Raw genomic sequence first — 25,427 nt, forward strand, 5'->3', positions numbered from 1 at the left:
CGAGGGTGCCCTTGCGGGCCCGCCCGATCGCCGTACGGGCCGTCGCGACGATGACTGCTTCGGGCACGGTGAACTCCCGGAGGGTGGAAAGGGCTGACCGCGGCTCGCGGTGGGTGCGGATCCCACAGCACGCTACTCGTTTCCGCATAATTTATACAACTGATGGTCGCTTCAATGGGCGAGGCGGCCGGCCGCCGGCGCTGGTCGTCCGCCCGGGCCGGGCGCGCCGCACGACCGGGTCTGTACTGTTCATCCGCGTGACGGACGAGCGGGAGATCCTGGACTGGCGGACCTTCGGCGTCGCCTCCAGGGAACTGGCCAGGATGGTGGCCGACGACGGGTACCGGCCGGACCTGATCCTGGCGATCGCGCGTGGCGGCCTGTTCGTGGCGGGCGCGCTCGGCTACGCGCTGTCCGTGAAGAACCTGCACGTGATGAACGTCGAGTTCTACAACGGTGTGGGCGCGACCCTGGACATGCCGGTGATGCTGCCGCCGGTGCCGAGCGCGGTCGACTTCTCCGCCAAGAAGGTGCTGATCGCCGACGACGTGGCGGACACGGGCAAGACCATCGAGCTGGTCCGGGACTTCGTCCAGGACCACGTGGCCGAGGTGCGCACCGCGGTGGTCTACGAGAAGCCCCGGTCGCTGGTCACGTGCGAGTACGTGTGGCGACGGACCGACCGGTGGATCAATTTCCCGTGGAGCACCGACCCGCCGCTCGTGGAGGCGTGAGGCCGACCCGGCGCCGCGTCGCCACCCCACGCGGCACCGGGTGTCCGCCCGGTCACCGCGAGCTCCGCGGTGGCCGGGCACGTCCTCGGCCGAGGAGTGGATCGGGCCTAGCCGAGGAGCGGCTCGAGCCGGGTCCGGTCGGCCTCGTCGAGCGGGCGCAGCGGCTCGCCCTTCGCCGGGCGCCAGACGACGCCGTCCGGGCGCCAGGCCTCGCGCCGCAGCCGCATCTTGTCGATCTTCATGCTGGCCAGCTTGGGCAGCTCCTCGGTGACGCGGACGAAGGCCGGCAGCCACTTGGGCCCGAGGTCGGTCTGCTCGGCGAGGAAGGCGTCGAACCGGGCGGGGTCGAACCGGGCGCCGCCGCGCAGCTCGAGCGCGACCATGACCCGGTCGCCGACCGGGTCGTCGGGGACGGCGTAGACGGCGACGGAGCGGACGTCCGGATGGCGGGAGAGGATCGCCTCGACCGGCGCCGCGGCGAAGTTCTCGCCGTCGACCCGCAGCCACTCGTTCGACCGTCCGGCGAAGTACAGCCAGCCGTCGCCGTCGCGGTAGGCGAGGTCGCCCGACCAGTACCGGCCGTCCCGGAACCGGGTCCGGGTCGCTTCTTCGTTGTTGTAGTAGCCCTCGAAACCGGCGGCGGGGGCGGTCTCCACGATCTCGCCGACCGCCTCGTCGAGGTTGGCGGGCCGCCCGTCCGGGCCGAGCACCACCGGCGGGCACTCCAGGCCGGTGTCCGGGTCGAGCACCTTGACGGTGGGATCGGCGGTGCCCAGCGCCCCGTCGGGCATCGCCGGGTCACGCCGGATGATGATGATTCCTTCGGTGGAGCCGTAACTGTCGCGGACGGCACAGCCGAACCGGCGGGCGAACTGGCGGATGTCCTGGACCGACGCCTCGTTGCCGACCGCGAGCCGTAGCGGGCTGTCCGCGTCGTCGGGGCGCTCGGGCGTGGCGACGATGTAGTTGAGCACCTTGCCGGTGTAGGTGATCATGGTGGCGCCGAAGCGGCGGATGTCCGGCAGGGTGTTCGAGGCGGAGAACCGCGGCCGGGTCGAGATCGGGATCCCCGCGTTCAGCGCGGACGACCAGCCGGTGAACAGCGAGCTGGAGTGAAAGAACGGCAGCGAGGAGTACACGACGTCGCCCGCGCCGAGCTCAGCGATCCTTGCCACGTGGGCGCCCGTGCGGGCGAACCGGCCCTGCGTGCAGCGCACCGCCTTCGGCAGCCCGGTCGAGCCGGACGTGAAGATCAACAGGAAGAGGTCGTCCTCCCGGGCCGGCCGGTCGGGTGCCGCGAGCGGCGAGGCCGCGAGCCGCTCGGCGTACTCGGCGCCGTCGACGACGAGCACCCGGTCCGCCGGCACGCCGGTGTCCACTCCCGCGAGCAGCGGCTGGTAGCCGGCCGAGGTGACCAGCAGCTGGCAGTCGGTGTGGCGCACCAGCTGCCCGAGCTGGTCACCCCGATAGGTCGCGTTGATGCCGACGACGACGGCTCCCGACAGCGCCGCGGCGCCCAGCCAGAACACGTAGTCGGGCACGTTCTCCAGCAGGACGCCGATGTGCGGCGGGCGTCCGGGGTCGCGCAGCTGGTCGAACAGCGCCGCCCGGCGGGTCGCCTCCTCGAGCAGCTGGGCGTAGGTCCACCGCTCCTCGCCGATCAGCAGCGCGGCGCCGTCGCCGTCGCCTTCGGCCCGCTGGCGCAACAGCTCGGCGACCGTGGTCATCGCTGTCCCACCCGCGTGGCCGGAGCGGATCCCAGCCGTCCCGCCTCGACCCGGCAGCCGGAACCAGGCAGGCTGGGTAAGCCGCCGATGACGGTCCCGTTCGTCGCGGCACGGTCGTTCGTCGTCATCCTCGGACCCTTCCTCCGGATGTCAGCGTCCGGATGGAGATGTCGACTTCGAAGTCGACGTCGATGTTGCGTCGAGGGCCACCCCGCGTCAAGCGCTGGCGGAGAGCCGGCCCGTGTTCGTGGACCCGGCGGCGGACGTGGTCGTGGGAACAGTGACACACCGAGCCACGGGCCCGGCGTGGGAAGGCGGCCGGCGGCTTCGGCGGCCGGCGCGGGAGCCGGGCAAACGCTCGAACGCCGACATCGCGGTCGAGTACGGTACGCGGGTGCTCGACGTCACATCTTCCAGGCCGTCCCGACCTGGGGGACCGGCGCGCGAGCGGCTGGCCGGGTACCAGGACCGGTTCGCCGCCCATGCGTGACGAGCTCGGCCGGTGGCTCGGCCGCGACGACCTGCGCGTCGAACAGATCTCCGGCGGTGCCTCCAATCTGACCTACCGGGTCAGCGGAGGGGCCGACGACTGGGTGCTGCGCCGCCCGCCGGCGTTCGTGACCGCCACGTCGAACGACATGGAACGGGAATGGACCGTGCTGCGCGCGCTGGAGGGCAGCGGGGTGCCGGTGCCGCGGGTGGTGCGGACCTGCCAGGACCCGGGTGTCCTGGGGGCGCCGTTCTACCTGATGGAGCGGTTGGACGGGATCGTCTACCGCTCGGCGCGGGACGTCGCTCATCTCGACGAGGCCCAGGCCCGGGCCTGCGCGGACGAACTTGTCGACGTGCTCGCCGCCCTGCACGCCATCGACCCGGCCACGGTCGGGCTGGAGTCGTTCGGCCGCCCCGACGGCTTCCTCGAACGGCAGCTGCGGCGGTGGGGCCGCCAGTGGGAGCAGACGAGGTTCGGTGACGTTCCGGAGATCGACGAGACGCTGCGCCGGCTCGGCGCCGCGGTCCCGGCCTCGGGCCGGCCGGCGATCGTCCACGGCGACTATTCCCTCAACAACGTCATGTTCCGCCGCGACCGGCCGACCGCGATGGCGGGGGTGCTGGACTGGGAGATGTCCACGCTCGGGGACCCGCTCACCGACGTCGGCCTGCTCGTCCTGTACTGGGGTGACACCGGCGCGGCCCTCTGGGACGGCACGCAGGCCCACCGGGCCAATCCCGGATTCGGGACGACAGCCGAGCTGATGGCGCGCTACGCGACGGCGAGCGGCCGCGATCTGGGCACGATCGACTTCTATGTGGCCCTGGCCACGATCAAGATAGCCATCATCGTCGCGGGTGCCCGGATGCGGGTTGTCAGCACCGATCCGGAGCGGGCGCGCCGGGCGGAGACCAAGACCCGGCAGCTCGCGGGTATCGCGCTGGAGGCGGCCGAACGGCTGAGTCGTTAGGCCGGTCCCTGACTCCATCCGGCTCATCCGGCTCATCCGGCCCGTCCGGCCCGTCCAGAGGAGAACAGCCCATGACAGTGCTCGAGACGGACGCCCGCCCGGCGTTACTGACCGGCGGGTTCGTGTTCGCCGAAGGACCGCGCTGGCGGGACGGGAAGCTGTGGTTCTCCGACATGCACGGCGAGGCCGTCTACACCACGACCCTGGCCGGCGAGACCACCCGGGTGCTGGAACTGGCCGGCAGGAAGCCCTCCGGCCTGGGCTTCCTGCCGGACGGCTCGGCGCTGGTGGTCTCCATGGCGGAGCGGGAGCTGCTGCGGCTCGCCCCGGACGGGACGTACTCGGTGCACGCCCGCCTGGGACACCTGGTCGACGACGAGCTGAACGACATGGTGGTCGCCGCCGACGGGACCGCCTTCGTCGGCAGCTACTCGCTCGAGCCGGAGACCGGGGTGCTGCTGCGGGTCACGCCCGACGGCCAGGCGTCGGTCGCCGCGGACAAGATGAGCTTCCCGAACGGGACGGTGATCTCACCCGATGGCCGGACCCTGACGGTTGCCGAGTCCAAGCGCCGGCGGTTCACCGCGTTCGACCTCGACGCCGGCCTGAACCTCGGGGGGCGCCGCGTCGTGGCCCCCGCCCCCGCCGCGGCGCCGGACGGGATCGCGCTGGACGCGGAGGGCGGGATCTGGGCCGCGTTCCCGCTCGCCCACGAGTTCCGGCGGATCCTGCCCGGCGGGGAGGTCACCGACCGCGTCCACCTGCCGGACCGGATGGCCATCGCGTGCGCGCTGGGCGGGCCGGACCGCCGCACGCTGTTCCTGCTGTCGGCCGAGAACTGGAACTCCGCGGCCCTCGGCGGCGCGCGGACGTCCGTCATCGAGACGGTGCGGGTCGCCGTCCCCGGCGCCGGTCTGCCCTGACCGGCCGGCCGGCCGGTCAGACCGGTCAGGCCGTGGCCACGCCGCGTCGACGCCGCGTCGACCCCGCGGGCGACGGCCCCTGGCGGCGCGGCCGAGCCGGGCCCGCGGCGAGACGGCCGGCTGACGTCCCGGTCGCCCGGGGCTAGGGTGGGCGGCGTGTCCCTGGTGTCCGACGGCGCCGTTCTGTCGGGGTGACTTCCGGCGCTTTTGTGTGGACGTCCGACAGTCGGCCTTCCTAGCAGGAAAGATGGACGGCTGGGGTCGGAGGCCACGCCGACAGCCGGCGGACCGGCGGCTGGGGCGGCGGCCATCGGGACGGCGAGCGGAGGAGAACGCGTGGTGGACGGCGAGCAGGTGGGCGTGGCACGGCTGGGGGTCATCGGCTGTGGGCTGATGGGCTCCGGCATCGTCGAGGTCGCCGCCCGGGCCGGGGTGGACGTACTGGTACGCGAGATCGACGCCGGCGCGGTGGAGGCCGGGCGGGCTCGGATCACCGGGTCGCTGGACCGGGCCGTCAAGCGCGGCAAGCTCTCCGCCGAGGACCGGGACGCCACCCTGGGCCGGGTGTCCTTCACCACCGACCTCGGTGACTTCGGCGACCGGCAGCTCGTCGTCGAGGCGATCGCCGAGAACGAGCAGCTCAAGACCGAGATCTTCTCGACGCTCGACAAGGTCGTCGTGTCCCCGGACGCGCTCTTCGCCTCCAACACCTCGTCCATCCCGATCATGAAGCTGGGCATGGCGACCAGCCGCCCCGAGCAGGTCATCGGGATCCATTTCTTCAACCCCGTGCCGGTGATGCCGCTCGTCGAGCTGGTCCCGTCGCTGCTGACCTCGGACGCCACCAAGGAAAGCGCCAGGGCGTTCGTCACCGGGCCACTCGGCAAGCAGGTCATCACGTCGCAGGACCGCGCCGGCTTCGTCGTCAACGCGCTGCTCGTGCCCTACCTGCTGTCCGCGATCCGGATGCTCGAGTCCGGCTTCGCCTCGGCCGACGACATCGACAACGGCATGGTGCTGGGCTGCAGCCACCCGATGGGCCCGCTGCGGCTGTGCGACCTGATCGGCCTGGACACCATCAAGGCGGTCGCCGAGTCGATGTACGACGAGTTCAAGGAGCCGCTGTACTCGTCGCCGCCGCTGCTGGCGCGCATGGTGGACGCGGGCCTGCTCGGCAAGAAGAACGGCCGAGGCTTCCACGACTACCGCGGCTGACCCGTCACGGCCGGGACCGGCGGCGGCCCGGGTCGACCCCGGGCCGCCGCGGCCGGCCGGGCGGCGCAGCGAGAGCACCCGAGCGAACCAGGAAGAAGGCCAGTGGTGGACTCCGGTTTCGATCTGTACCGGTTGCCGGACGAGCACGTCGCGCTGCGCGAGGCGGTGCGTGACCTCGTCGAATCAGAGATCGTCCCGCACGCCGCGGACGTCGACGAGCAGGAGCGCTTCCCCCACGAGGCGCTCGCCGCGCTCAACCGGGCCGGGTTCTCCGCCGTGCACATCCCGGCCGAGTACGGCGGCGACGACGCCGACGCCGTGGCGACCTGCATCGTCATCGAGGAGGTCGCCCGCGGCTGCGCGTCGAGCTCGCTGATCCCGGCGGTCAACAAGCTCGGCACCGTGCCGATCCTGCTCGCCGGCTCCGAGGAGCTCAAGAAACTGGTCCTGCCCTCGATCGCCGCCGGCGAGGCGATGGCCTCCTACGCGCTGTCCGAGCGGGAGGCCGGCTCGGACACGGCCTCGATGCGGGCCAGGGCCAGTCGCGACGGCTCGGACTGGATCCTCAACGGCACGAAGTGCTGGATCACCAACGCCGGCATCTCGACCTGGTACACCGTCATGGCGGTCACCAACCCGGACGCGGCCCGCAAGGTCGACGGCATCTCCGCGTTCGTCGTCCACAAGGACGACCCCGGCTTCGAGATCGGCGGCAAGGAACGCAAGCTCGGGATCAAGGGCTCCCCGACCCGCGAGATCCACTTCACCGACTGCCGGATCCCCGCCGACCGGATCATCGGCGAGCCCGGCACCGGCCTGCGCACCGCGCTGGCCACCCTCGACCACACCCGTCCGACCATCGGCGCCCAGGCGGTCGGCATCGCCCAGGGCGCCCTGGACGCCTCGGTCGCCTACACCAAGGAACGCAAGCAGTTCGGCCGGCCGATCGCCGACAACCAGGCCGTGGCGTTCATGCTCGCCGACATGGCGATGCGCATCGAGGCCGCCCGGCACATGGTCTACGTCGCCGCCGCCCGCGCCGAACGCGGCGAGCCGAACCTCGGCTTCATCACCGCCGCCGCCAAGTGCTTCGCCTCCGACACGGCGATGTCGGTGACCACCGACGCCGTCCAGCTGTTCGGCGGCGCCGGCTACACCCGCGACTTCCCCGTCGAGCGCATGATGCGCGACGCCAAGATCACCCAGATCTACGAGGGCACCAACCAGATCCAGCGCGTCGTCATGTCCCGCCAGCTCCTCAAGGGCTGACGGCAGGCCGCGGCTGGAGTGGTCGCGGCCGGGCCGCGGGCGATCACGGCGCGGAGGCCCGAACCCGCTCGCGACCACGCTCTGGTTGGGCCTGGAGGACCTCGTCGATGGTGGTGGCGGTGACGGCGCGGCGCAACCAGGCGTCAAGCTGGTCGAGGTCGGTGCAGGAGAGGATCTGCTCACGGGCGGCGGCGGGAACCGCGACACGACGTGTTTCCAACACTGTCAGCAGTGAGCGCCCCTCGCCCTTGGCAAGGCCTTCAGCGCGCAGTCGGGCGTCGAGCTGACGGTAGAAGTCGCTGCAGAACCTGGGGCCAACGGTGCCGGCCATGTATACCTCCCACCTGATCCGGACCGCGCGAGGCAGCCCAGCCACCAATATGTCCTCGTACGAGGCAGCCGCCTCCGGGCCGGCCGTTCGTAGAACTTCTGCCAGCGCGGGGAAGTAGTCGTCGATGTCGACGTCGTTGCCGTGGCAGATCGCGGAGAACACCGCGAGTGCGGGGTTCGCGCGGGCCTGTTCGACATTAACTACCCGTGGCACGTCCCGCGGCGAGAAGATGGGCGGTTCCTGCGGTGAGTAGCGGTCTCTGGGCTCGTATAGCCGCTCATAACGCCGAGCCACGGTGGGGTCAGGGCAGTACACGAGCAAAAGCGTCCTGACCCGGAGCCGTACGGCCATGTGCGCCACATAGAGCATCCATGTCCACTGCTTGCGTGGATCCCAGCCACGCTGCACCTCCAGCACGACACCCAGCATCGGCTGGTTGTACGCGTCCTTGAACAGCAGAGCCCCGTCGGCGTGGTAGGTGCGGGGAGCCAGCATCCGCATGTCAGTGCTCGGCTCCGTGACTTCGTGAAACCCCGGCATCTTCACCAGGAAGATATCTGACAGCAGGTCGACCACCACGTTCGGGGCAAGCGTGGCCAGTTCGATGGGTGCCTCGTGTTGTCCGCTCGGCATGGCGCCCACCATAGACGTAGCGGGCAGAATACGACAAACCGGTGCGGGAAACGATAGGACGGAACGCTCGTCAAACAAAGTCGAGCGCTCGCCGAGCGCTTTTATCACCGATTTAGCTCGTCGAGCCCATGCCAAGACCGTATCCCGGCCTAATAGTCGATGGCAGGCGTCTCGTGGTGCGAATTTGGCGTCACCTCGACGGCCGGCGGCATTGCCCACCCGCCGTGGTGCCTCGTGACGGCGGCCGGAGCCTTTCCTGCGCTACGGCGTGCCCGGGGACGTCAGCGGTCCGTCGTCAGCGGGCTCCATGGCCGGCGGGTGGGCGGTGCCGGTGGCGGACAGGACGAAGGGACCGAGGATGCGGGCCACGGACCGGCCCGTGAGCTCGGGGGCGTCGCTCGGCAGGGTCAGGTAGCTCATCGCGAGGCGGACCACGCAGTCGGCGACGAGCTGGCCGTCGGCCGGGTCCCCGTCCGGCCAGGCCTGGTGAAAGCAGGTGACCAACTGCTGGCGGGCCGCCGCGAGCAGGGGCGGGCCGTGCTGGGCCAGCAGGCCGGCGAACTCCTCCGAGCCGGTCATCATCGACTTCACGAGGGTGTCCTCGGCGACGGCGGCCAGGAACACCTCGAAGGCGGCGGCCACGGCCGCCTGCGCGTCGTCGGCGTGACTGATGACAGCGTCGCCGACGGCGTCGAGGAAGCGGCTGGTCTCGCGCAGCAGCAGCGCCCGTACCAGCGCGTCGCGCGAGCCGTAGTGCTGGTAGAGGGTCTGGCGGCTGACGCCGGCGCGGCTGGCGACGTCGGCCATCCGTGCCTGGCGCGCGCCCTGCTCGCGCAGCACGTCGGCGGCGGCGTCGAGCAGCGTCTCGCGCAGCCGGTCGCGGGTCGCGGCGGCGAACCCGCCGGCCGGTCGCGGGGCGGTCCCGCCCGTCACGCGGCGGCCGCGGGCTGGCCGTGGCGGGCGAGCAGTTCCGCGCGCCGGCGCGGGTCGACGTTGGCCAGGGTCACGTCGCCGCCGTAGTGGGCGAGAACGCGGGGATCCATCACCCGGCGCCACACCGGTGGCACCAGCGCGAGCACGATCATCGTGGAGTAGCCGGACGGCAGCTGCGGCGCGCGCGCGAACGATCGCAGCGCCTGGTAGCGGCGGGTCGGGTACGCGTGGTGGTCGCTGTGGCGCTGCAACTGGAAGAGCGCCAGGTTCGAGACAACCGCGTCGCTGTTCCAGCTGTGTCGCGCGTCGACCTTCTCGTACCGACCGGCCGCGGTGGCCTGGCGGGCCAGGCCGTAGTGCTCGATGTAGTTGACGACCTCCAGGAAGGACAGGCCCACCACCGCCTGCGCGGCGAGAAACAGCAGCACCCACGGGCCGAACGCCACGGCCAGCCCGGCGAACAGGACCACGGTGAGCGCCCAGGAGTGCAGCACCTCGTTGCGGGCCGACCAGACCCGGTGGCCGCGCAGCCGGAGCCGGTGCGCCTCGAGCCGCCAGGCGGAGCGGGCGCTGCCCGCGACCGTGCGCGGCCAGAACCGCCAGAAGCTCTCGCCCAGCCGGGAGCTGGCCGGGTCCTCCGGGGTGGCAACCCGGACGTGGTGCCCCCGGGTGTGCTCGACGTAGAAGTGGCCATAGGCGGTCGGCGCGAGCATGACCTTCGACAGCCAGCGTTCCAGGCGCTCGCGTTTGTGCCCCAGCTCGTGGGCGGCGTTGATCCCGATGCCGGTGACCGCGCCGACCGACAGGATCAGGCCGATCCGGCCGAGGACGCCGAGATCGCCGGATCCCCAGGCGTGGCAGCCGAGCGCGAGGACGACGCCGGTCAGCGGCAGGTAGAGGAATGTCACCCAGCGGTAGTAGCGGTCCGCCTGCAACCGGTCGGCGACGTTCTCCGGAGGGCTGGTCGGGTCCTCGGGTGTCGTGGCGTCCAGCAGCGGAAGCAGCGCGAGGACGAAGAACGGTGTGATCCACCACGGGACGTCGCTGCCGGTCTCGCGCCACAGGCCGTAGCCGACGACGGGCAGTACGGGCGGGATGAGGCCGGCCAGCCACAGATAGCGGCGGCTGTCCCGCCAGACGGCGCGTTCAAGGGCGACCAGGGTGGGAGCCGACATCACGGACCTCCGGAAGGACACCGAACAGTGGCGCGGTGCGCCGACTGCTGGACACTGACTCTCCCAGATGTCATAAAGACTGACAACATCCGCTTTGCGTGTAAGGCACTCGTCGTCGGCAAGCAATCGTCATCGGCAAGGGAGCGTTCATGGGAGACGGGACGGACCCGGCCGGGCACCACGCGCCGGCCGCCGCGCCCAGGGGCGCGGCCCTCGATGCCGACGGCCCGCGCGCCACCCCGGCGAGGGCCGACGGGCTGACGGTGGACGACACGCGGATCCGTCAGGCGGCCGGCCCGGCGCCCTGGCACGGCGCGGTCACCATAGGGCTGTTCTTCGCCGCCGCCGGCACACTGATCACCTACACGCTGTTGCCGTTGCCCGGTCAGCGCGCGTTCGGCGCCGGCAACTACTGGCTGGCTGGCGGGCTGTTCGCCGCCCACCTGCTGGTCAGCCGCCTCGTCCGGCTCCGGGTGGTCCGCGCGGCCGGCGGTGGCTGACCCGGTGGCCGACCGATGGCGCCCGTGGCGTGGTCGCCGGATCGGGGGCCTGGTCCGCGCCTCGCCGCGGGCCGGCGCGGACCAGGGCTGGTGATCAGCCTTCGGCGGCCAGCGCGGCGGCGACGGCGGCGCGCTGCTCGGCGAGCAGGGCCTCCTTGCGGTCCGGGGTGAGGAACGAGTGATGGACCGCCGCGGCCGCCAACTCGGCGACGGTCGCGCGGGACAGGCCCAGGTCGCGCAGCGCGTGCAGGTACTCGTCGCGCAGCGTCGTGCCGAACATCGGCGGGTCGTCGCTGTTGAGGCTCACCGGCACGCCCTCGGCGATCAGCGTCGGCAGCGGGTGGCTCGCGTAGTCGGCGACGACGCCGGTGCGCAGGTTCGACGTGGGCGAGACGTCCAGCGGGATCCGGTCGGTGCGCAGCCGCTCGATGAGCGCCGGGTCGTCCAGCGACCGGATGCCGTGGCCGATCCGGTCCGCGCCCAGGTGCTCGATGCTGTCCCAGACCGTCCGGGCACCGCTGGTCTCACCGGCGTGCGGGATGCTGCGCAGCCCCGCCTGCCGGGCGGCCGCGAACGCCTCGGCGAACTGCGGGCGCGGCACGCCCACCTCGGCACCGCCGACGCCGATGCCGATGACACCGGTCCCGCCGTAGGTCGTCGCGTACTCCACCGTGCGCTCGGCGACCATCCGCATGTCGGCGCCGGGCAGCCCGCCCGGGATGTCGGTGATCCAGCGGATGTCGATGCCGGTCGCCGCGTACGCCTCGGCCCGTCCGCGCTCGACGCCGGCGAACACGTCCTCGATCGGTACGCCGCGCATCGCGTGGATGTACGGCGTGAAGTAGATCTCCGCGTAGCGGACGTTCTGCGCGGCCAGCCCCAGCGCGGTCTCCCGGGCGAGCAGCGCGAAGTCGTCCTCGTCGCGCAGCACCTTCACCGCGGTCCGGTATACCTCCAGGAAGTGGTTGAAGTCCTTGAAGGCGTACCACTCGCGCAACGCGGCCTCGGTCGTCGGGATGTCGTCGACCTGATGACGGCGGGCCAGCGCGAGCACGGTGCCGGGCAGCATCGAGCCCTCGAGGTGGACGTGCAGCTCGACCTTGGGCAGCGCGTCGACGAACTGCTCGTCGCTCACCGGGCCGGCCAGTGCGCCGGGGCCGGTCTCGGTCGTGTCGGTCATCGCGCCGCGTCCATCTGGTCGTCCTCCTCGGTGAGCCGCTTCGGGCATCCCGACCATCCGCCGGCCGGGCGCGTCTCGTCAAAGAAGCTGACACCAACCGGTCAGACTGGTCGCTTCGGGCCGGACTGGGAAGAACCTCAGGCGACGGGGGGCTCGGCCTGGCCGACGGGCGCCGGCGCGGGCTGCTCGGTGCGCGGGGGAGGCGCTGCCTCGGCGCGGGCCGGCGGGGTGTCCTCGGGACGGGGCGGGGCGGAGCCGCCGAGGTGGGCGGGCTGCCACCAGTCGGGCTCGCCGGGCGCGGGCGGCGGGTAGCGGCGCTGGCTCTCGTCGAGCAGCTTGCTCATCACGCCGAACAGCAGCGCGGTGCCGGTGGCGGCGTCGGCCAGGTCCGCCGGCGGTACCGGGGCGCCGACCGTGATCGAGACGGGGGTGTGCCGGGCCTTGCGCAGGTTGCGCGGCTGGCCCTTGGTCAGCACCCGCTGACTGCCCCAGAGGACCATCGGGATGACCGGGACGTTCGCCTCGGCGGCCATCCGGGTGGCGCCGCTCTTGAACGGCGCCAGGCAGTAGTGCGGGTGGATCGTCGCCTCGGGGAACACGCCGACGAGCTCGCCGGCGCGCAGCGCCTCGACGGCGGCCCGGAGCGACCCGGCGCCCGCCGACCGGTCGACCGGGATGTGGTGCATGCCGCGCATCAGCGGCCCGGACACCTTGTGCTCGAAGGTCGACTTCTTCGCCATGAACCGGACCATGCGCTTCTGGGCGTGCCAGAACGGCACCCCAGCCAGCGCGAAGTCCAGGTAGGAGACGTGGTTGATGAGCACCACGCCACCCCCGGTCGCCGGGATGTGCTCCTGGCCGCGGATGTCGAGCTTCAGGTCCAGCGCCCGGAACAGCCCCAGCGCCACGCTGATGACCGGCCGGTAGACATACTCCGCCACCTGTGACCTCCGTTTCCGCCGTCCTGTGCCACCCGGCCGGTCCTCGCCGGCGCGGGCGGCCGGGGCGATCGCCGGCTGGCCAACACTACCGGTCAGGCCCGGCCACCGGCCCTTTCCGCCGTCTCCTGGAACACGGCCCGAGCGGCGGGCTCTGGGCGGCACGGGGACGGCCCACCGGGGCCACGCGGCCCGATGCCGGCCGACGACGTGACGCGACCGGCGCGGCGGACGGACCGGGCCGGGTACCCGATTCGGCCAGGAACCGGTATGAACGGGACCGGGGGACAGCGGCCGGCACCCACGGGCGCAGCACGGCGCCGGGACACCCCGAACCAGCCAGTCCGCGACCGAGGAGGCGGCCACGTCCGACCTGTTGCACCGGGCGCTCGTCGTCCAGCCCGCGCCGGCCGGCGAGGTCCTCGCCGCCGCCGGCCTGCTCGCGCTGCTCACCGTCGTCAGCGCCCGCACCTGGCCGGTCGCGCGGCACGTGGTCACGATCGTGCACGAGGCCGGGCATGCCCTGGTCGCGCTGTGCGCCGGGCGCCGGCTCGCCGGGATCCGGCTGCACTCCGACACGTCCGGGGTAACGGTCTCGTCGGGCCGCCCGACCGGCCCCGGCGTGGTCTGCACGGTCGCCGCCGGTTACCCCGCCCCGGCGCTGCTCGGGCTCGCGGCCGCGTCGCTGCTGTCGACCGGCCGGACGGCGCTGCTGTTGCAGCTGTTCGTGGTGCTGCTGGTCGGCGTGCTGGTGGTGATCCGCAACGGGTTCGGCCTGCTGTCCGTGGTCGTGAGCATCGTCGTGGTGCTGGCCGTGTCGATGTTCGCGCCGGCGGTGCTGCGTGGCGGGTTCGCCGCCTACGTGACCTGGTTCCTGCTGATCGGCGGTGTCCGGCCCGTCTACGAGGTGTCCCGTTTTCGCCGCCGCGGCCGCGGAGGCGGGTCCGACCCCGACCAGCTGGCCCACCTCACCGGCCTTCCCGCCAGCGCGTGGGTGGGTGTCTTCGGCCTCGTCTCGGTCGCCTGCCTGGCGGGGGGCACCGCCCTGCTCACCGGCGTCTGGTAGCGGCCCGGCCGGGACCGGACATCGCTGGGACCGGACATTGTCGGAGGCGGGTTCTACGCTGAACGCATGTGCGGTCGGTACACGCAGACATTGAGCGCGGACGATCTCGCTGACGCGATGTCGGCCCGTGACGACACCGGTGGCGAGGTCCGCGAGCGCTACAACGTCGCCCCGACCACCACCCAGCCGATCGTGACGGCCGGGCAGCCGCCCGCCAGCGGGGCACCGGACGCCACCCCGACGGCTGACACCCCGACGGGCGGGGCCGCGGCGGCGGGCGACGCCGCCCGGGTGCTGCGGCTGGCCCGCTGGGGGCTGGTGCCGTCCTGGGCGAAGGACGTCTCGATCGGTTCTCGCATGATCAATGCCCGCTCGGAGACGGTTTCCGAGAAGCCGGTCTTCCGCAAGGCGTTCGCGTCCCGGCGCTGCCTGGTCCCGGTCACCGGCTTCTACGAGTGGCACCGGCCGGAGAAGAAGAAGCGCGGCCAGCCGTACTTCATCCACCGCGGCGCGCACCCCGGGGTCGGCCCCGAGGGCCCACTGCTCGCGTTCGCCGGACTCTTCGAGGTCTGGCGCGGTGGCGAGCAGCCGCTCGTCACCTACACGATCCTCACCACGGGCCCCGCCGTCGGCCTGGAGTTCCTGCACGACCGTTCCCCGGTCGTCCTGCCGGCCGCCACCTGGGAACGTTGGCTCGACCCCGGCTACCAGGACACCGACGCCCTGCGAAAGCTGCTCGCGCCCGCCCCGGCCGGCGTCTTCGAGGCCTACCCGGTGGGCTCCGAGATCGGCAACGTCCGCAACCAGGGCCCGACCCTCGTCGAACGTGTCGAGCTCCCCCCGGGCACACCGGACCCCCGGACGGCCGTTCCGGCCCATGCCCCCGTCGCCGGCGAGCCCACCGACCTGTTCGCGGACCCCGAGGCGGCCGACCGGCCACAGCCGGCCGGCCAGCCGCCTCTCGAGCTGTCCCAGTTCACCGACGACGCCCGCTGACCCCCTCCGCCGTGGCCTCCCCGGCCGCGGTCACGCGGCCGGCTACCCGGGTTGGTCGGTGGCCGGTCGCGGGTCCGTCGGCAGGGCGTCGATGATCGCCGCCTGGGTGGCCGGCGCGGTGACCGCGCCGGGAAGGACGACGACGCTGGCGTTGCTCTCGGCGATCGTCTGCAGGGTGCGCAGCGTCATCAGTTCCGGGTTGCCCCGGGCCATCCGTGCCGCGTTCGCCAGCGCGCGCATCGCCGCGACCTCGCCGCGGGCCCGCTCCAGATTCGCCCGGGCCTCCTCACGCGCGAGCACCACCTGGCTGAACGCCCGGCGGACCTCGCCGGGGAACATCACGTCCCGGACGTCCACCAGCTCGACCTCGATTCCCAGCCGCGCCGGCTCCAGGGCGAGGGCGGCGGTGAGCACGGCCTGACCCAGCGCCGACCGGTCGGTGACGATCGACTCGGCCGCCCGCTCGCCGACCGTCTGTCGGGCGGCGACCTGCAGCAGGGCGTACAGCTCGACCTCGGCGGACGTCGACGCCGAGACGTACACCGTCGGGCTGGTGATCTTCCAGCGGGCGAGCAGGCTGACGCGTACGCCGACCCCGTCGCTGGTCAGGATCTCCTGCCCCGGCACGGTCAGCATCCGCGGGCGGAGGTCGACGGTGACGTGGCTGTCCCGCCGGACCTGGTAGCGGTGCCGGCCAGGCTCGAGCACCCGGCTGAGCCGGCCGTCGTGGAACCGCACGGCACGCTGGTATTCCAGCACCGTCAGGTACGTGCGCCGGATCCGCATTTTGACCCCCTCCCGATTTCGTCGGATGTCGCGGCCACGGCGGCGGGCGCGAATGGCCCGCGCGACCGCCCCGCGTCGGCGGGGGCCAGACCGGGGCCCGTCCGGAGACGAGGCCGCCGGCGACCCACAGGGCCGGCACGAGAGTGCCCGAAGGCTGGCCGCGCGGGCCACCCGCCAGAAAAGGATTCGAACCTCAGCCGTTTTACAGACGGTGGCCGGTCGGGGCGTATCGGGAACGTCTTTCGCGGCGATGCCGCCAGGCGCCCTTGTTTCCCCGACCGCGCCTCACGGTGCCAGAAAATCCCACATTCAGCACGTGATTTTTCCCGGTGGAGACGGCCTCGGTCGTCCTCCCTCGCCGCGTGGATCCGAGGGGTGAATGCCGCGACCGGCCGCACCCTCTGCCGGGACCCTGCCATGTCAGGCGGACCGCTGGGTGTCGCCTGCCGACCGGAGACGGAACCTGGAATCGGTCGTCGGGGTGTCGGTGGGCTGGCGGGCGGTCGCGCGGGCCGGCGAGGGGCGAACGCGGCTCGCGCCTTGTCCCGGCCAGAGCCGCGGCCCTGGTTCGGTTCACGAGTGGGACGAAAGCGAGGGAGGACGGCACGAGAAGGACGAAGGAGGCGCGTCAGCGCCTCCTTCGAGGATGTGCCCGTACGCGGTTGTAGGTCGGCGCGGTGGCCGCGCCACCTGAGAACTGCCGGCCCGGGGCTGGCTGTCAGCTGGCCTTGATGGCGGAGACGTCGAGCTGGATCTTGACCTTGTCGCTGACCAGGACGCCGCCGGCGTCCAGGACGACGTTCCAGGTGAGGCCGAAGTCCTTGCGGCTGATGGTGGTGGAGCCGGAGAAGCCGGCGCGGGTGTTGCCGAACGGGTCCTGCGAGCTGCCCTCGAACTCCAGCTTCAGCTCCACCGGGCGGGTGACACCCTTGATGGTGAGGTCGCCGACGACGACGTACTCGTCGTCACCCTCGTCAACGATCTTGGTGCTGGCGAAGGTGAGAGTCGGGAACTGCTCGACGTCCAGGAAGTCCGCGGACTTGACGTGGCCGTCGCGGTCCGCGACACCCGTGTCGAAGCTCGCCGCCTGGATCGTGAGGCTCGCGGCCGACGCGGCAGGGGCGGAGCCGTCGAGCTGGAGGGTGCCCTCGAACTCCGTGAAGTGGCCGCGCACGGTGGTGACCATGGCGTGCTTGGCGGAGAAGCCGAGGCGGGAGTGCGCGGGGTCGATCGTCCAGGTGCCGGTGAGCGCGGAGAGGTCGGTCGTGGCGGTGGCTTCGGACATCGGGGTCCTCCTGGTGAACGGGTCCCGCCGCTTGGGGGAGCGGGGGCGCTTGGGGGAGCGGGCCTGACCGCGCCCGGTCGTTGCTGTCGCAACTATAACGATGCCCGCCGTGTCTCCCATTCCGGTCCGCGCCGGGTCGAGTGGGTCACACTCCGCGGGCCCCAGCTCGCCGCGGGTCCCCTGAATGCCCAGGTCGGCGGGCAATCGGAAGCGATCCCATAAGTCGGACATGTCGGCCGTCCTCGCCAGAGCGAACCCTAACGCAGGCGCCAGCCGTGGCCGCGCCCACGCCAGGTGCGGCCGGCAGCCAGGCGGTCGCGCGGCGGCTGGGTGCCGCTCGGCGGGCTCCCAGCTCGGCTGGCGGGTCTGTGGACGGGCACCGGCTGTCCACAGCTGGCGGTCGAGCGATTCGCGAGGCCGCCGCGTCGGCCTACGGTCCCGCCCATGAACGATCAGTACCTCGACCGCCCTGGCCACGCCGGTCGCGCCGCCGCCACCGGCCATGACCTGATCGACGCTCCAGCCCCATCCGCCACCGGCGGCACGCTCCCGGCCGGTCTCGGCCCGGCTCCCGTCGCGGACGACGCCCGCTACGTCCTCACGGACGGCCGCGGCCCCGCGGGCGGCGGGCTCACCAGGGACGGGCTCACCAGGGACGTAGATCCCATGGGCGGGTACGGCACGACAGACGGCTTCGACGTCCCGCGCGGTCATGGCTCGGCGGACGGTCTCGATCTCGTGACGCGCTTCGTTCCCGCCGATCGCCACACCCAGCGGGACGAGTACGACGACGCGGAGGGCCTCGGACTGGACGACGGGCTCGCGGATGGCGACGAGCCCGGTTCGCCGGCCCGGCGCGCGTGGGGTGGCCGCCTGCCCGCGGTGCTGCGCGGCGCCGTCTGGGACCCCGCGGCCAGGGGCGCGGTGGTGCTCGCCCTGGTGGCCCTGGCCGCGGCGGCCGTCGCCGCCGTCTTCGCCTGGCACGGCCGGCCGGTCCGGATCGATCCCGCGGCAACCGCCCGGGCGACGCCGGTATCCGGCACCGCGAACACCGGCACCGCCCGGACCGGGACGCCGCCCACCGGGGAGGCCGACGCCGGACCTGGGGCCACCGCCACCTCCGTCACCGAGGTGGTGGTCGACGTCGCCGGCCGGGTGCACCGCCCCGGGGTGGTGCGGCTACCAGCCGGGTCCCGCGTCATCGACGCGCTCGAGCGGGCCGGGGGAGTACTGCCCGACACCGACACCACCGCGCTGGCCCTGGCGCGCCCGCTGGTCGACGGTGAGCAGATCTTCGTCGATGGCCGGCCCGGCCCCGCGCCCGTGGCCCCCGCCGGGCCCGGGCCCGGGCCCGGGCCCGGCACCGGCGCCGAGGCGGGACCGGTCCACCTGAACTCGGCGACCGTCGACCAACTCGACACCCTGCCAGGCGTCGGCCCGGTGCTGGCCCAACGGATCGTGCAGTGGCGCGAGGAGAACGGCCCGTTCACCGCCCCGGAGCAACTCGGCGAGGTCCCCGGCGTCGGCGACCGCCGTCTGACGGAGCTCCTCCCGCTCATTGCCCTGTGAACCGGGGCGCGCGGGGTCGGCGGCCCCGGCCGGAGGGGAGGCCCGGCCGGGACACGGCGGCGCGGCGGGTCAGGGGACACGCGCCCGCGGACGGGCCCGCCGGCCGCTCGCGCCGGGCCGCGGCGAACGGCGTCCGGCCCGCTGGTTCCTGGGCGCGGCTGGCGACGGGCGCGGCCCACGACCTCGTGGGCACCGCCGACGAGGTCTCCGCCAACGGCCAGGATCGACGCCCCCCGCTCGACCTGCGGCTGGCGGCGCCGGCCCTGGGGGTGTGGGCAGGGGCCGCGGTCGCCGGGCGGTGGGCACCGCCGGCGGCCATCCTGCTGGTCGCCGCGGCCATGGGCGGGCTCGCCGTGCTGGCCGCCGGCGCCCTGCTGCTCGCCGAACGCCGCCGGCCTGGTCGCCGTCACGGGCGGCCGGACGGCCCAGGTGGGCATTCGAAACAGACGGGCTCGGGGGCGACGGCCACTGGTACGACGCCCGCCCGGATGACGCCCGCCCGGACGACGCTCGCGCGGACGACGGCCAACGCGCCGGTGGCCAGCGCCTCGGCGGCGATGATCAGGCCGCCTGAGGGCAGGACGACGGCGGCCGCCGTGCTGGTCGCCACGGTGGCGGGCCTGTCGGCCGGGGTGTTCGTCGCCGGGGTCGGCGGGCAGGATCTCAGGTCCGGGGTGCTCGCGCAGCTCGCCGCCCGCGCGGCGACGGTCGACGCCGAACTGGTCGTCACCGACGACCCGCGCCCGATCGCGGGTCGTCCGGGAAGCCCCGCCGGGCGGGTGGCCGTGCCCGCGCGGCTGGTCCGCGTGAGCGCGGCACGCGGCGCCACGGGCAGCGGCGCGGCGGGCGGGGTGGCCGCGCGGCTCGACGTGCCAGTGCTGGTGCTCGCCGGCGGCGACGGCTGGCCGCGGCTGCTGCCGAGCACCCGGGTCGCCGTCACCGCCCGGCTCGTCGCGCCGCGGCCGGGTGACCAGATCGGTGCACTGCTGCTCGTCCGCGGCCCGCCCCGGCTGACGCGCGGGCCGGTCTGGTACCAGCGGGTCGCCGGCGTGCTGCGCGCCGACCTGCGCGCCGCCGCCACCGTGCTGCCCCAGCCCGTCCAGGGGCTGCTACCAGCACTGATCGACGGCGATGTCAGCGGGCTCGACCCCCAGTTGCGGGATGACTTCCGCGCCGCCGGGCTGACCCATCTCACGGCCGTCTCGGGGGGCAACGTCGCCATCCTTACGGGTGCCGTGCTCGCCGCGCTGCGCCGTACCCGGGTCGGTCTACGGTCGCGGGCGCTGTGGGCCGCGGGCACGATCATCGCGTTCGCGGTGGTGGCCCGCCCATCGGCGAGCGTGCTGCGCGCCGGGGCGATGGGCCTGCTCGGCGCGCTCGCGACCGGCACCGGCCGGGGCTCCGCGGTGCTGCCCGCGCTGTCGGCCACCGTCTCGGCGCTGGTGCTGGCTCAGCCGGAGCTGGCGCTTTCGGCCGGGTTCGCCCTGTCCGTGCTGGCTACCGCCGGCATCGTCGTACTCGCGCCCGGCTGGCGTGACCGGCTCGCTCGTCGGCTGCCGGAGCGGTTGGGCTGGCTCGCGGACGGCGCCGCGGTCGCGGCGGCCGCGCAGGTGGCGTGCCTGCCGGTGGTCGCCTGGATCGGTGGCGGGGTGAGCCTCGTGGCGATCCCGGCCAACATCGCCGCCGCGGTGGTGGTCGCGCCGGTCACGGTGCTCGGGGTGATCGCGCTTGCCGCGGGGCCGGTCAGCGGCGAGGTCGCGAGGCTGGCCGCGTGGCTCGCTGGCTGGCCGTGCCGCTGGCTGGTCCTGGTCGCGCGGACCGCGGCCGGCGTGCCCGGCGGGCACCTGCGCTGGCCCGGCGGCCCGCTCGGGGCGCTCGCCGCCCTGGCGGCGCTGCCGGCCGGATACGCGGTGGCCCGCCGGCCCCGGGGGCGGCGGGTGTGCGCCGCCGCCCTGACCGGTCTGCTCGTCGCCCGGTGCGCGCTGGTCGGGCGGCTCGCGCCCTGGCCGCCGCCCGGCTGGGTGCTGGTGGCCTGCGATGTCGGCCAGGGAGACGCGTTGGTGCTCGCGGCCGGGCCGTCCGCCGGTGTGCTGGTCGACGCGGGCCCCGACCCGGCGGCGCTCGCCGCCTGCCTGCGCCAGCTCGGGATCCGCCAGCTGCCGGTCGTGCTGCTCACCCACCTGCATGCCGACCACGTGGATGGCCTGTCCGGTGTGCTCGGCGACCTGCCGGTCGGGGAGATCCTCGTCGGTGCCCTGCACGAGCCAGCGGACCGCTGGGCCGCGTTACAGGCCGAGGCCGCCGAGGCAGACGTGCCGGTCACCCGCACCGCCGCGGGTGATGGCCGCGTGGTCGGCCCGGTGGACCTCGCGATCGTCGGCCCCGTCCGCCCGCTCGCCGGCACCGACAGCGACCCGAACAACAACAGTCTGCTGACCATCGCCCGGACCGGCGGGCTGACGATCCTGCTTACCGGCGACGCGGAGGACATCGAGCAGCGGCAGCTACTGCGCGCGGGTGTGCTCGCTCCCTACCCGGTCGACGTCCTCAAGGTCGCCCATCACGGCTCGGCCAGCCAGGAGCCCGGCATGCTCGGTGAGTCCGGTGCCCAGGTCGCGCTGATCAGCGTAGGTGCGGGTAACTCGTATGGCCACCCGGCCCCGGCCACCCTCGCCGCGCTCGACGCCGCTGGGATTCCCTACGCCCGCACCGACCTGGACGGCGCCGCCGCGGTCGTCCCCACCGCCGAGGGCGCCCCCGCCCTCGTCGCGCGCCGTTCCCGATGAGCGCCCGGCCCCCGGCGCGTCGGACCGGATGGCCCTCGTGCTGGTCCTCGTGCCCGGGCCGCCCGAGGCGGCGGGCCGCGGGCGCCGGCCCGGACCGGCCGCCGCGTCGGGCAGGCCGGTCCCACTCCCGCGGCGCCTCGCCGGCCTCGCCCCCGGCGCGCCCGGCCGCGAGGCGGCCGAGGTGATCGAGCCGGCGCCGGAGGTGTGCCATGCTTCCAGGCGTGCCGCCGCCGTCCGTACCACCGCTCGTCCTCATCCAGGGGGACGAGGAGCTGCTGGTCTCCCGCGCGGTCCGCGAGACGCTCGTCGCGGCGCGCGCCGCCGACCCGGAGCTGGAGGTCGTCGACCGAGCCGCCGGCGAGCTCACCGAGTCGGACGTCGTCGACCTCGGGGCGTCGTCGCTGTTCGGCGGCCTGCGCGCCGTCGTGGTCCGCGCCGCCCAGGAACTCACCGACGAGCTGCGCGACGCGCTGATCGCCTACGTCTCCCGGCCGATGAGCGACGTCATGCTCGTCGTCGTCCACAACGGCGCGGTGCGCAACCGCAAGATCGTCGACGCGATGAAGGCCGCCGGCGCGCGGACGATCACCGTACCGAAGATCACCCGGCCCCGAGAGCGGCATGACTTCGTCGTGGCCGAGGTGCGCCGCGCCGGCGGGAAGATCGCCGACGCCGCGGTCACCGCCCTGCTCGACGCGGTCGGCAGCGACCTGCGCGAGATCGCCGCCGTCTGCGAGCAACTGGTGGCCGACACCGACGGCCCGCTCGACGAGGCCGCCGTGCACCGCTTCCATCGGGGCAGGGCAGAGGCGAGCGGCTTCGCGGTCGCCGACGCGGCCGTCGCCGGCGACCTGGCCGGCGCGCTCACCCTGCTGCGCCAGGCACTCGAGGCCGGAACCGCCGCGGTACTCATCTCCAGCGCGGTCACCGGCGGGCTGCGCGACCTCGCCCGGGTCGCGGGCGCCGGCGGCGGCTCGAAATACGACCTGGCCCGCGCGCTCGGCATGCCGGACTGGAAGGTCGAACGTGCCCAGCGCTCCGCCCGGGCCTGGTCGGACGAAGGGCTCTCCCGCGCGCTGCGGGCCGCCGCCACGGCCGACGCGGGCGTCAAGGGCGGCGCGGCCGACTCGGCCTACGCCCTGGAGACGCTCGTCCGCGCGGTCGTCGAGGCCCGCGGTCGCCACAGCCGTGCCGGGGCGGGCGCCCGATGACCGGCCAGGAACCCGGCAGCGCCCGCCCCGCGCCGGGCGGCCCGACAAAGCCCGGGCCCGCCGGAGACGCCGAGCCCGACGAGGAACGGACCGGGTTCGGCTTCCGGGTCCTGCCCGCCGGCTGGATGCGCGGCCTGCTCTTCACGGCCACGGTGGTCCTCACCGTCGTGATCGCGCTCTCCGACCTCACCAGCGCCTGGGTCCTGCTGGCTCTCCCGCTCAGCGTCGTGATCGCCATCGCCTACCTGGAAGCCCTCGACCGCATCACCCGCCCCTGACCGCCCACCGCCCAGGAGACTGCTGAATAACTCCGGGTCGCGCCGAAATCACCCTAGTTTGCCCTGATCGACATATATGGACGAACCTGGGCGCGTCGGGCTGCCCGAGCTGCTTTTCCAGCAGTCTTCTAGCCGCGATCGGTGGATTTCTCCACCCAGTTCACATAACCCAGCCACCACCGGTGACGGCGCATCGGCGCAGCGCCAACGCGACCACCGCACCGACCCCAGACCAGGTCGACCACCGTCCTGTGGCCTTACCCCCGACGAGCGGGAGGGCGCCCTGGCGCCCGACCGGCCGTGCCCGGCCGGGGTCCCTGCCGGATCGCGAAGCGATCTGGGAGGTCTGGGGCGCGGAGCGTCCGCCGCCAGGCACGGCCTCAGTTGGAGCGGTTGCTCTTGGAAGCGTCGTTGGACAGGGCGGCGATGAAGGCCTCCTGCGGGACCTCGACGCGGCCGATGGTCTTCATCCGCTTCTTGCCTTCCTTCTGCTTCTCCAGCAGCTTGCGCTTACGGGTGATGTCGCCGCCGTAGCACTTGGCGAGCACGTCCTTGCGGATCGCGCGGATGTTCTCGCGGGCGATGATCCGGCTGCCGATGGCGGCCTGGATCGGTACCTCGAACTGCTGGCGGGGGATCAGTTCGCGCAGTTTGCCGGTCATCGAGACGCCGTACGAGTACGCCTTGTCCTTGTGCACGATCGCCGAGAAAGCGTCGACCGTCTCGCCCTGCAGCAGGATGTCGACCTTCACCAGGTCGGCCAGCGACTCGCCGGCCGGCTCGTAGTCGAGGCTCGCGTAGCCGCGGGTGCGCGACTTGAGCGCGTCGAAGAAGTCGAAGATGATCTCACCGAGCGGCATCGTGTACTTGAGCTCGACCCGGTCGGCCGCCAGGTAGTCCATCCCCTTGAGCACGCCGCGCCGCGACTGGCACAGCTCCATCACCGCGCCGACGAAGTCCGTCGGCAGCAGCACCATCGAGTCCACGATCGGCTCGTAGACCTCGCTGATCTTGCCGGTCGGCCAGTCGCTCGGGTTGGTGACGGTGTGCTCGGTGCCGTCCTCCATCACCACCCGGTACACGACGTTCGGCGCGGTGGAGATGAGTGTCAGGCCGAACTCGCGCTCCAACCGCTCCCGGACGATCTCCAGGTGCAGGAGGCCCAGGAAGCCGCAGCGGAAGCCGAAGCCGAGCGCCGCCGACGTCTCCGGCTCGTAGGTGAGCGCCGCGTCGTTGAGCTGCAGCTTGTCCAGCGCCTCGCGCAGCGCCGGGTACTCGCTGCCGTCCATCGGGTAGAGGCCGGAGAAGACCATCGGCAGCGGGTCGCGGTAGCCGCCGAGCATCTCGGTGGCTGGCCGGCGGGCCGAGGTCATCGTGTCGCCGACCCTGGCCTGCCGGACGTCCTTCACGCCGGGGATCACGTAGCCGACCTCGCCGGCCGAGAGCGAGCCGGTGACCACCGGCTCCGGCGAGATGACGCCGACCTCCAGCGTCTCGTGGGCCGCGCCGGTGGACATCATCAGGCAGCGGTCGCGGGTGGTGATCGAGCCGTCGACGACCCGGACGTAGGTGATCACACCCCGGTAGATGTCGTAGACGCTGTCGAAGATCATGGCCCGGGCCGGCGCGGCCGGGTCGCCGGACGGCGGCGGTACCCGCCGCACGACCTCGTTCAGCAGCTCGGGGACGCCCACGCCCGTCTTGCCGGAGACCCGCAGCACGTCGCCCGGCTCGCAGCCGATGATCTGCGCCAGCTCCTCGGCGTGCTTCTCCGGCTGCGCCGCCGGTAGGTCGATCTTGTTGAGGACCGGGATGATCGTCAGGTCGTTCTCGATCGCCAGGTACAGGTTCGCCAGCGTCTGCGCCTCGATGCCCTGGGCCGCGTCGACCAGCAGGACCGCGCCCTCGCAGGCGGCGAGCGACCGGCTGACCTCGTAGGTGAAGTCGACGTGGCCGGGGGTGTCGATGAGGTGCAGGACGTAGTCCTGGCCGTCGTCGGCCTTCCACGGCAGCCGGACGTTCTGCGCCTTGATCGTGATTCCGCGCTCGCGCTCGATGTCCATCCGGTCGAGGTACTGGGCGCGCATGTTGCGCGCCTCCACCACGCCGGTCACGTCGAGCATGCGGTCGGCGAGCGTCGACTTGCCGTGGTCGATGTGCGCGATGATGCAGAAGTTGCGGATCAACGCCTGGTCGACACCGGGCGCCTGCGGGACTGAGGACACGCGGGCAGGTCTCGTTTCTCGTAGGTCACGCCGAACCAGCCGCGCCGGGGGTGAGGCCGCTGGGCCCTCGCCCCGCCGGGCGGTGGCGCCGGACGGTGGTCCACCCGCGTGGGGCGGGCTCTCCTCCATCGTGCCAGGATCCGCCGGGAGCACTCGCTCACCCGCCCGTCGAGAGGCCAGCCGGTCACCGGGCGGCGGGCTGGT

The 25,427-nt window shown here is 73.2% G+C and carries 21 protein-coding genes; 12 read left to right on the top strand and 9 right to left on the bottom strand.

All coding sequences use genetic code 11. The features are described 5' to 3' along the window. The first annotated feature begins 257 nt into the window (after positions 1–257). Positions 258–734 carry a phosphoribosyltransferase gene (locus I6A81_RS28490; protein ID WP_203004603.1) on the top strand — a complete coding sequence of 159 codons (477 nt, stop codon included), beginning with the start codon at positions 258–260 and terminating at the stop codon, positions 732–734. Between the two features lie 107 nt (positions 735–841). Here the strand turns inward: I6A81_RS28490 and I6A81_RS28495 are convergent, their stop codons facing one another. After that, complete coding sequence (locus I6A81_RS28495) at positions 842–2,461, bottom strand: AMP-binding protein (RefSeq protein ID WP_203004604.1); 1,620 nt, start codon at positions 2,459–2,461, stop codon at positions 842–844. A gap of 482 nt (positions 2,462–2,943) precedes the next feature. On the opposite strand from I6A81_RS28495, the gene I6A81_RS28500 reads away from it, so the two are divergent. The 4 genes from I6A81_RS28500 to I6A81_RS28515 all read left to right on the top strand — a co-directional run bounded on the left by I6A81_RS28500 (position 2,944) and on the right by I6A81_RS28515 (position 7,331). After that, entirely contained in the window at positions 2,944–3,924 is a 981-nt protein-coding gene (locus tag I6A81_RS28500) for a phosphotransferase family protein (RefSeq protein WP_203004605.1), read from the top strand. Between the two features lie 71 nt (positions 3,925–3,995). Then, positions 3,996–4,847: an SMP-30/gluconolactonase/LRE family protein gene (locus I6A81_RS28505; RefSeq protein WP_203010362.1), complete on the top strand. Its 852-nt coding sequence runs from the start codon at positions 3,996–3,998 to the stop codon at positions 4,845–4,847. A gap of 336 nt (positions 4,848–5,183) precedes the next feature. Then, positions 5,184–6,062, top strand: coding sequence for a 3-hydroxybutyryl-CoA dehydrogenase (locus I6A81_RS28510; RefSeq protein ID WP_203002751.1), 879 nt, complete (start codon positions 5,184–5,186; stop codon positions 6,060–6,062). A 105-nt stretch (positions 6,063–6,167) separates the two neighbouring features. Continuing rightward, the gene (locus tag I6A81_RS28515; protein WP_203002752.1) at positions 6,168–7,331 is read left to right on the top strand and encodes an acyl-CoA dehydrogenase family protein; all 1,164 of its coding nucleotides are present in this window, start codon (positions 6,168–6,170) and stop codon (positions 7,329–7,331) included. 43 nt (positions 7,332–7,374) lie between these two features. Here I6A81_RS28515 and I6A81_RS28520 read toward each other — a convergent pair whose 3' ends face one another. From I6A81_RS28520 to I6A81_RS28530, 3 genes are all read right to left on the bottom strand, one after another. Then, entirely contained in the window at positions 7,375–8,403 is a 1,029-nt protein-coding gene (locus tag I6A81_RS28520; protein WP_307874984.1) for a hypothetical protein, read from the bottom strand. Between the two features lie 153 nt (positions 8,404–8,556). Beyond that, positions 8,557–9,228 (bottom strand): TetR/AcrR family transcriptional regulator, encoded by a 672-nt coding sequence (locus I6A81_RS28525; protein WP_203002753.1) that lies wholly within the window; start codon positions 9,226–9,228, stop codon positions 8,557–8,559. Next, a complete protein-coding gene (locus I6A81_RS28530; RefSeq protein WP_203002754.1) occupies positions 9,225–10,403 on the bottom strand; it encodes an alkane 1-monooxygenase in 1,179 nt (392 codons plus the stop codon). The genes I6A81_RS28525 and I6A81_RS28530 overlap by 4 nt, the downstream gene beginning before the upstream one ends. A gap of 149 nt (positions 10,404–10,552) precedes the next feature. Here I6A81_RS28530 and I6A81_RS28535 point away from each other — a divergent pair, with 149 nt between their 5' ends. Next, a complete protein-coding gene (locus I6A81_RS28535) occupies positions 10,553–10,903 on the top strand; it encodes a hypothetical protein (protein WP_203002780.1) in 351 nt (116 codons plus the stop codon). Between the two features lie 94 nt (positions 10,904–10,997). Here I6A81_RS28535 and add read toward each other — a convergent pair whose 3' ends face one another. Both add and I6A81_RS28545 read right to left on the bottom strand, forming a co-directional pair. Next, the gene (gene add, locus I6A81_RS28540) at positions 10,998–12,083 is read right to left on the bottom strand and encodes an adenosine deaminase (RefSeq protein ID WP_203002755.1); all 1,086 of its coding nucleotides are present in this window, start codon (positions 12,081–12,083) and stop codon (positions 10,998–11,000) included. 137 nt (positions 12,084–12,220) lie between these two features. Continuing rightward, positions 12,221–13,024: a lysophospholipid acyltransferase family protein gene (locus I6A81_RS28545; RefSeq protein WP_203002756.1), complete on the bottom strand. Its 804-nt coding sequence runs from the start codon at positions 13,022–13,024 to the stop codon at positions 12,221–12,223. A 373-nt stretch (positions 13,025–13,397) separates the two neighbouring features. Between I6A81_RS28545 and I6A81_RS28550 the strand changes: the two genes are divergently transcribed. Both I6A81_RS28550 and I6A81_RS28555 read left to right on the top strand, forming a co-directional pair. Beyond that, positions 13,398–14,087, top strand: a complete 690-nt coding sequence (locus tag I6A81_RS28550) for a M50 family metallopeptidase (protein ID WP_238428988.1) — start codon at positions 13,398–13,400, stop codon at positions 14,085–14,087. A 66-nt stretch (positions 14,088–14,153) separates the two neighbouring features. Beyond that, positions 14,154–15,083, top strand: a complete 930-nt coding sequence (locus I6A81_RS28555; RefSeq protein ID WP_203002757.1) for an SOS response-associated peptidase — start codon at positions 14,154–14,156, stop codon at positions 15,081–15,083. A 42-nt stretch (positions 15,084–15,125) separates the two neighbouring features. Here I6A81_RS28555 and I6A81_RS28560 read toward each other — a convergent pair whose 3' ends face one another. Both I6A81_RS28560 and I6A81_RS28565 read right to left on the bottom strand, forming a co-directional pair. After that, positions 15,126–15,869: a slipin family protein gene (locus tag I6A81_RS28560; protein WP_203002758.1), complete on the bottom strand. Its 744-nt coding sequence runs from the start codon at positions 15,867–15,869 to the stop codon at positions 15,126–15,128. Between the two features lie 718 nt (positions 15,870–16,587). Further along, complete coding sequence (locus tag I6A81_RS28565) at positions 16,588–17,154, bottom strand: YceI family protein (RefSeq protein WP_203002759.1); 567 nt, start codon at positions 17,152–17,154, stop codon at positions 16,588–16,590. 444 nt (positions 17,155–17,598) lie between these two features. Between I6A81_RS28565 and I6A81_RS28570 the strand changes: the two genes are divergently transcribed. The 4 genes from I6A81_RS28570 (at position 17,599) to I6A81_RS28585 (ending at position 22,998) form a co-directional block, all read left to right on the top strand. Then, positions 17,599–18,723: a ComEA family DNA-binding protein gene (locus tag I6A81_RS28570; protein WP_238428989.1), complete on the top strand. Its 1,125-nt coding sequence runs from the start codon at positions 17,599–17,601 to the stop codon at positions 18,721–18,723. Between the two features lie 185 nt (positions 18,724–18,908). After that, positions 18,909–21,509 (top strand): ComEC/Rec2 family competence protein, encoded by a 2,601-nt coding sequence (locus I6A81_RS28575; protein ID WP_307874985.1) that lies wholly within the window; start codon positions 18,909–18,911, stop codon positions 21,507–21,509. A gap of 209 nt (positions 21,510–21,718) precedes the next feature. Next, the gene (gene holA, locus I6A81_RS28580; protein ID WP_203002760.1) at positions 21,719–22,720 is read left to right on the top strand and encodes a DNA polymerase III subunit delta; all 1,002 of its coding nucleotides are present in this window, start codon (positions 21,719–21,721) and stop codon (positions 22,718–22,720) included. After that, on the top strand, positions 22,717–22,998 hold the full coding sequence (locus I6A81_RS28585; RefSeq protein ID WP_203002761.1) for a hypothetical protein: 282 nt from the start codon (positions 22,717–22,719) through the stop codon (positions 22,996–22,998). The genes holA and I6A81_RS28585 overlap by 4 nt, the downstream gene beginning before the upstream one ends. A gap of 380 nt (positions 22,999–23,378) precedes the next feature. Here I6A81_RS28585 and lepA read toward each other — a convergent pair whose 3' ends face one another. Next, on the bottom strand, positions 23,379–25,223 hold the full coding sequence (gene lepA / locus I6A81_RS28590) for a translation elongation factor 4 (protein WP_203002762.1): 1,845 nt from the start codon (positions 25,221–25,223) through the stop codon (positions 23,379–23,381). Positions 25,224–25,427: the final 204 nt, after the last annotated feature.

Origin of the sequence: Frankia nepalensis (genome assembly GCF_016786325.1) — a bacterium.
Lineage (GTDB): Bacteria > Actinomycetota > Actinomycetes > Frankiales > Frankiaceae > Pseudofrankia > Pseudofrankia nepalensis.

Excerpts from the sequence above, each read along its gene's own strand:
- I6A81_RS28530 (WP_203002754.1), bottom strand. The coding sequence starts at position 10,403 with ATGTCGGCTCCCACCCTGGTCGCCCTTGAACGCGCCGTCTGGCGGGAC.
- I6A81_RS28585 (WP_203002761.1), top strand. The coding sequence starts at position 22,717 with ATGACCGGCCAGGAACCCGGCAGCGCCCGCCCCGCGCCGGGCGGCCCG.
- I6A81_RS28565 (WP_203002759.1), bottom strand. The coding sequence starts at position 17,154 with ATGTCCGAAGCCACCGCCACGACCGACCTCTCCGCGCTCACCGGCACC.
- I6A81_RS28500 (WP_203004605.1), top strand. The coding sequence starts at position 2,944 with ATGCGTGACGAGCTCGGCCGGTGGCTCGGCCGCGACGACCTGCGCGTC.
- I6A81_RS28555 (WP_203002757.1), top strand. The coding sequence starts at position 14,154 with ATGTGCGGTCGGTACACGCAGACATTGAGCGCGGACGATCTCGCTGAC.
- holA (WP_203002760.1), top strand. The coding sequence starts at position 21,719 with ATGCTTCCAGGCGTGCCGCCGCCGTCCGTACCACCGCTCGTCCTCATC.
- I6A81_RS28505 (WP_203010362.1), top strand. The coding sequence starts at position 3,996 with ATGACAGTGCTCGAGACGGACGCCCGCCCGGCGTTACTGACCGGCGGG.
- I6A81_RS28495 (WP_203004604.1), bottom strand. The coding sequence starts at position 2,461 with ATGACCACGGTCGCCGAGCTGTTGCGCCAGCGGGCCGAAGGCGACGGC.
- I6A81_RS28535 (WP_203002780.1), top strand. The coding sequence starts at position 10,553 with ATGGGAGACGGGACGGACCCGGCCGGGCACCACGCGCCGGCCGCCGCG.
- I6A81_RS28560 (WP_203002758.1), bottom strand. The coding sequence starts at position 15,869 with ATGCGGATCCGGCGCACGTACCTGACGGTGCTGGAATACCAGCGTGCC.
- I6A81_RS28570 (WP_238428989.1), top strand. The coding sequence starts at position 17,599 with ATGAACGATCAGTACCTCGACCGCCCTGGCCACGCCGGTCGCGCCGCC.
- add (WP_203002755.1), bottom strand. The coding sequence starts at position 12,083 with ATGACCGACACGACCGAGACCGGCCCCGGCGCACTGGCCGGCCCGGTG.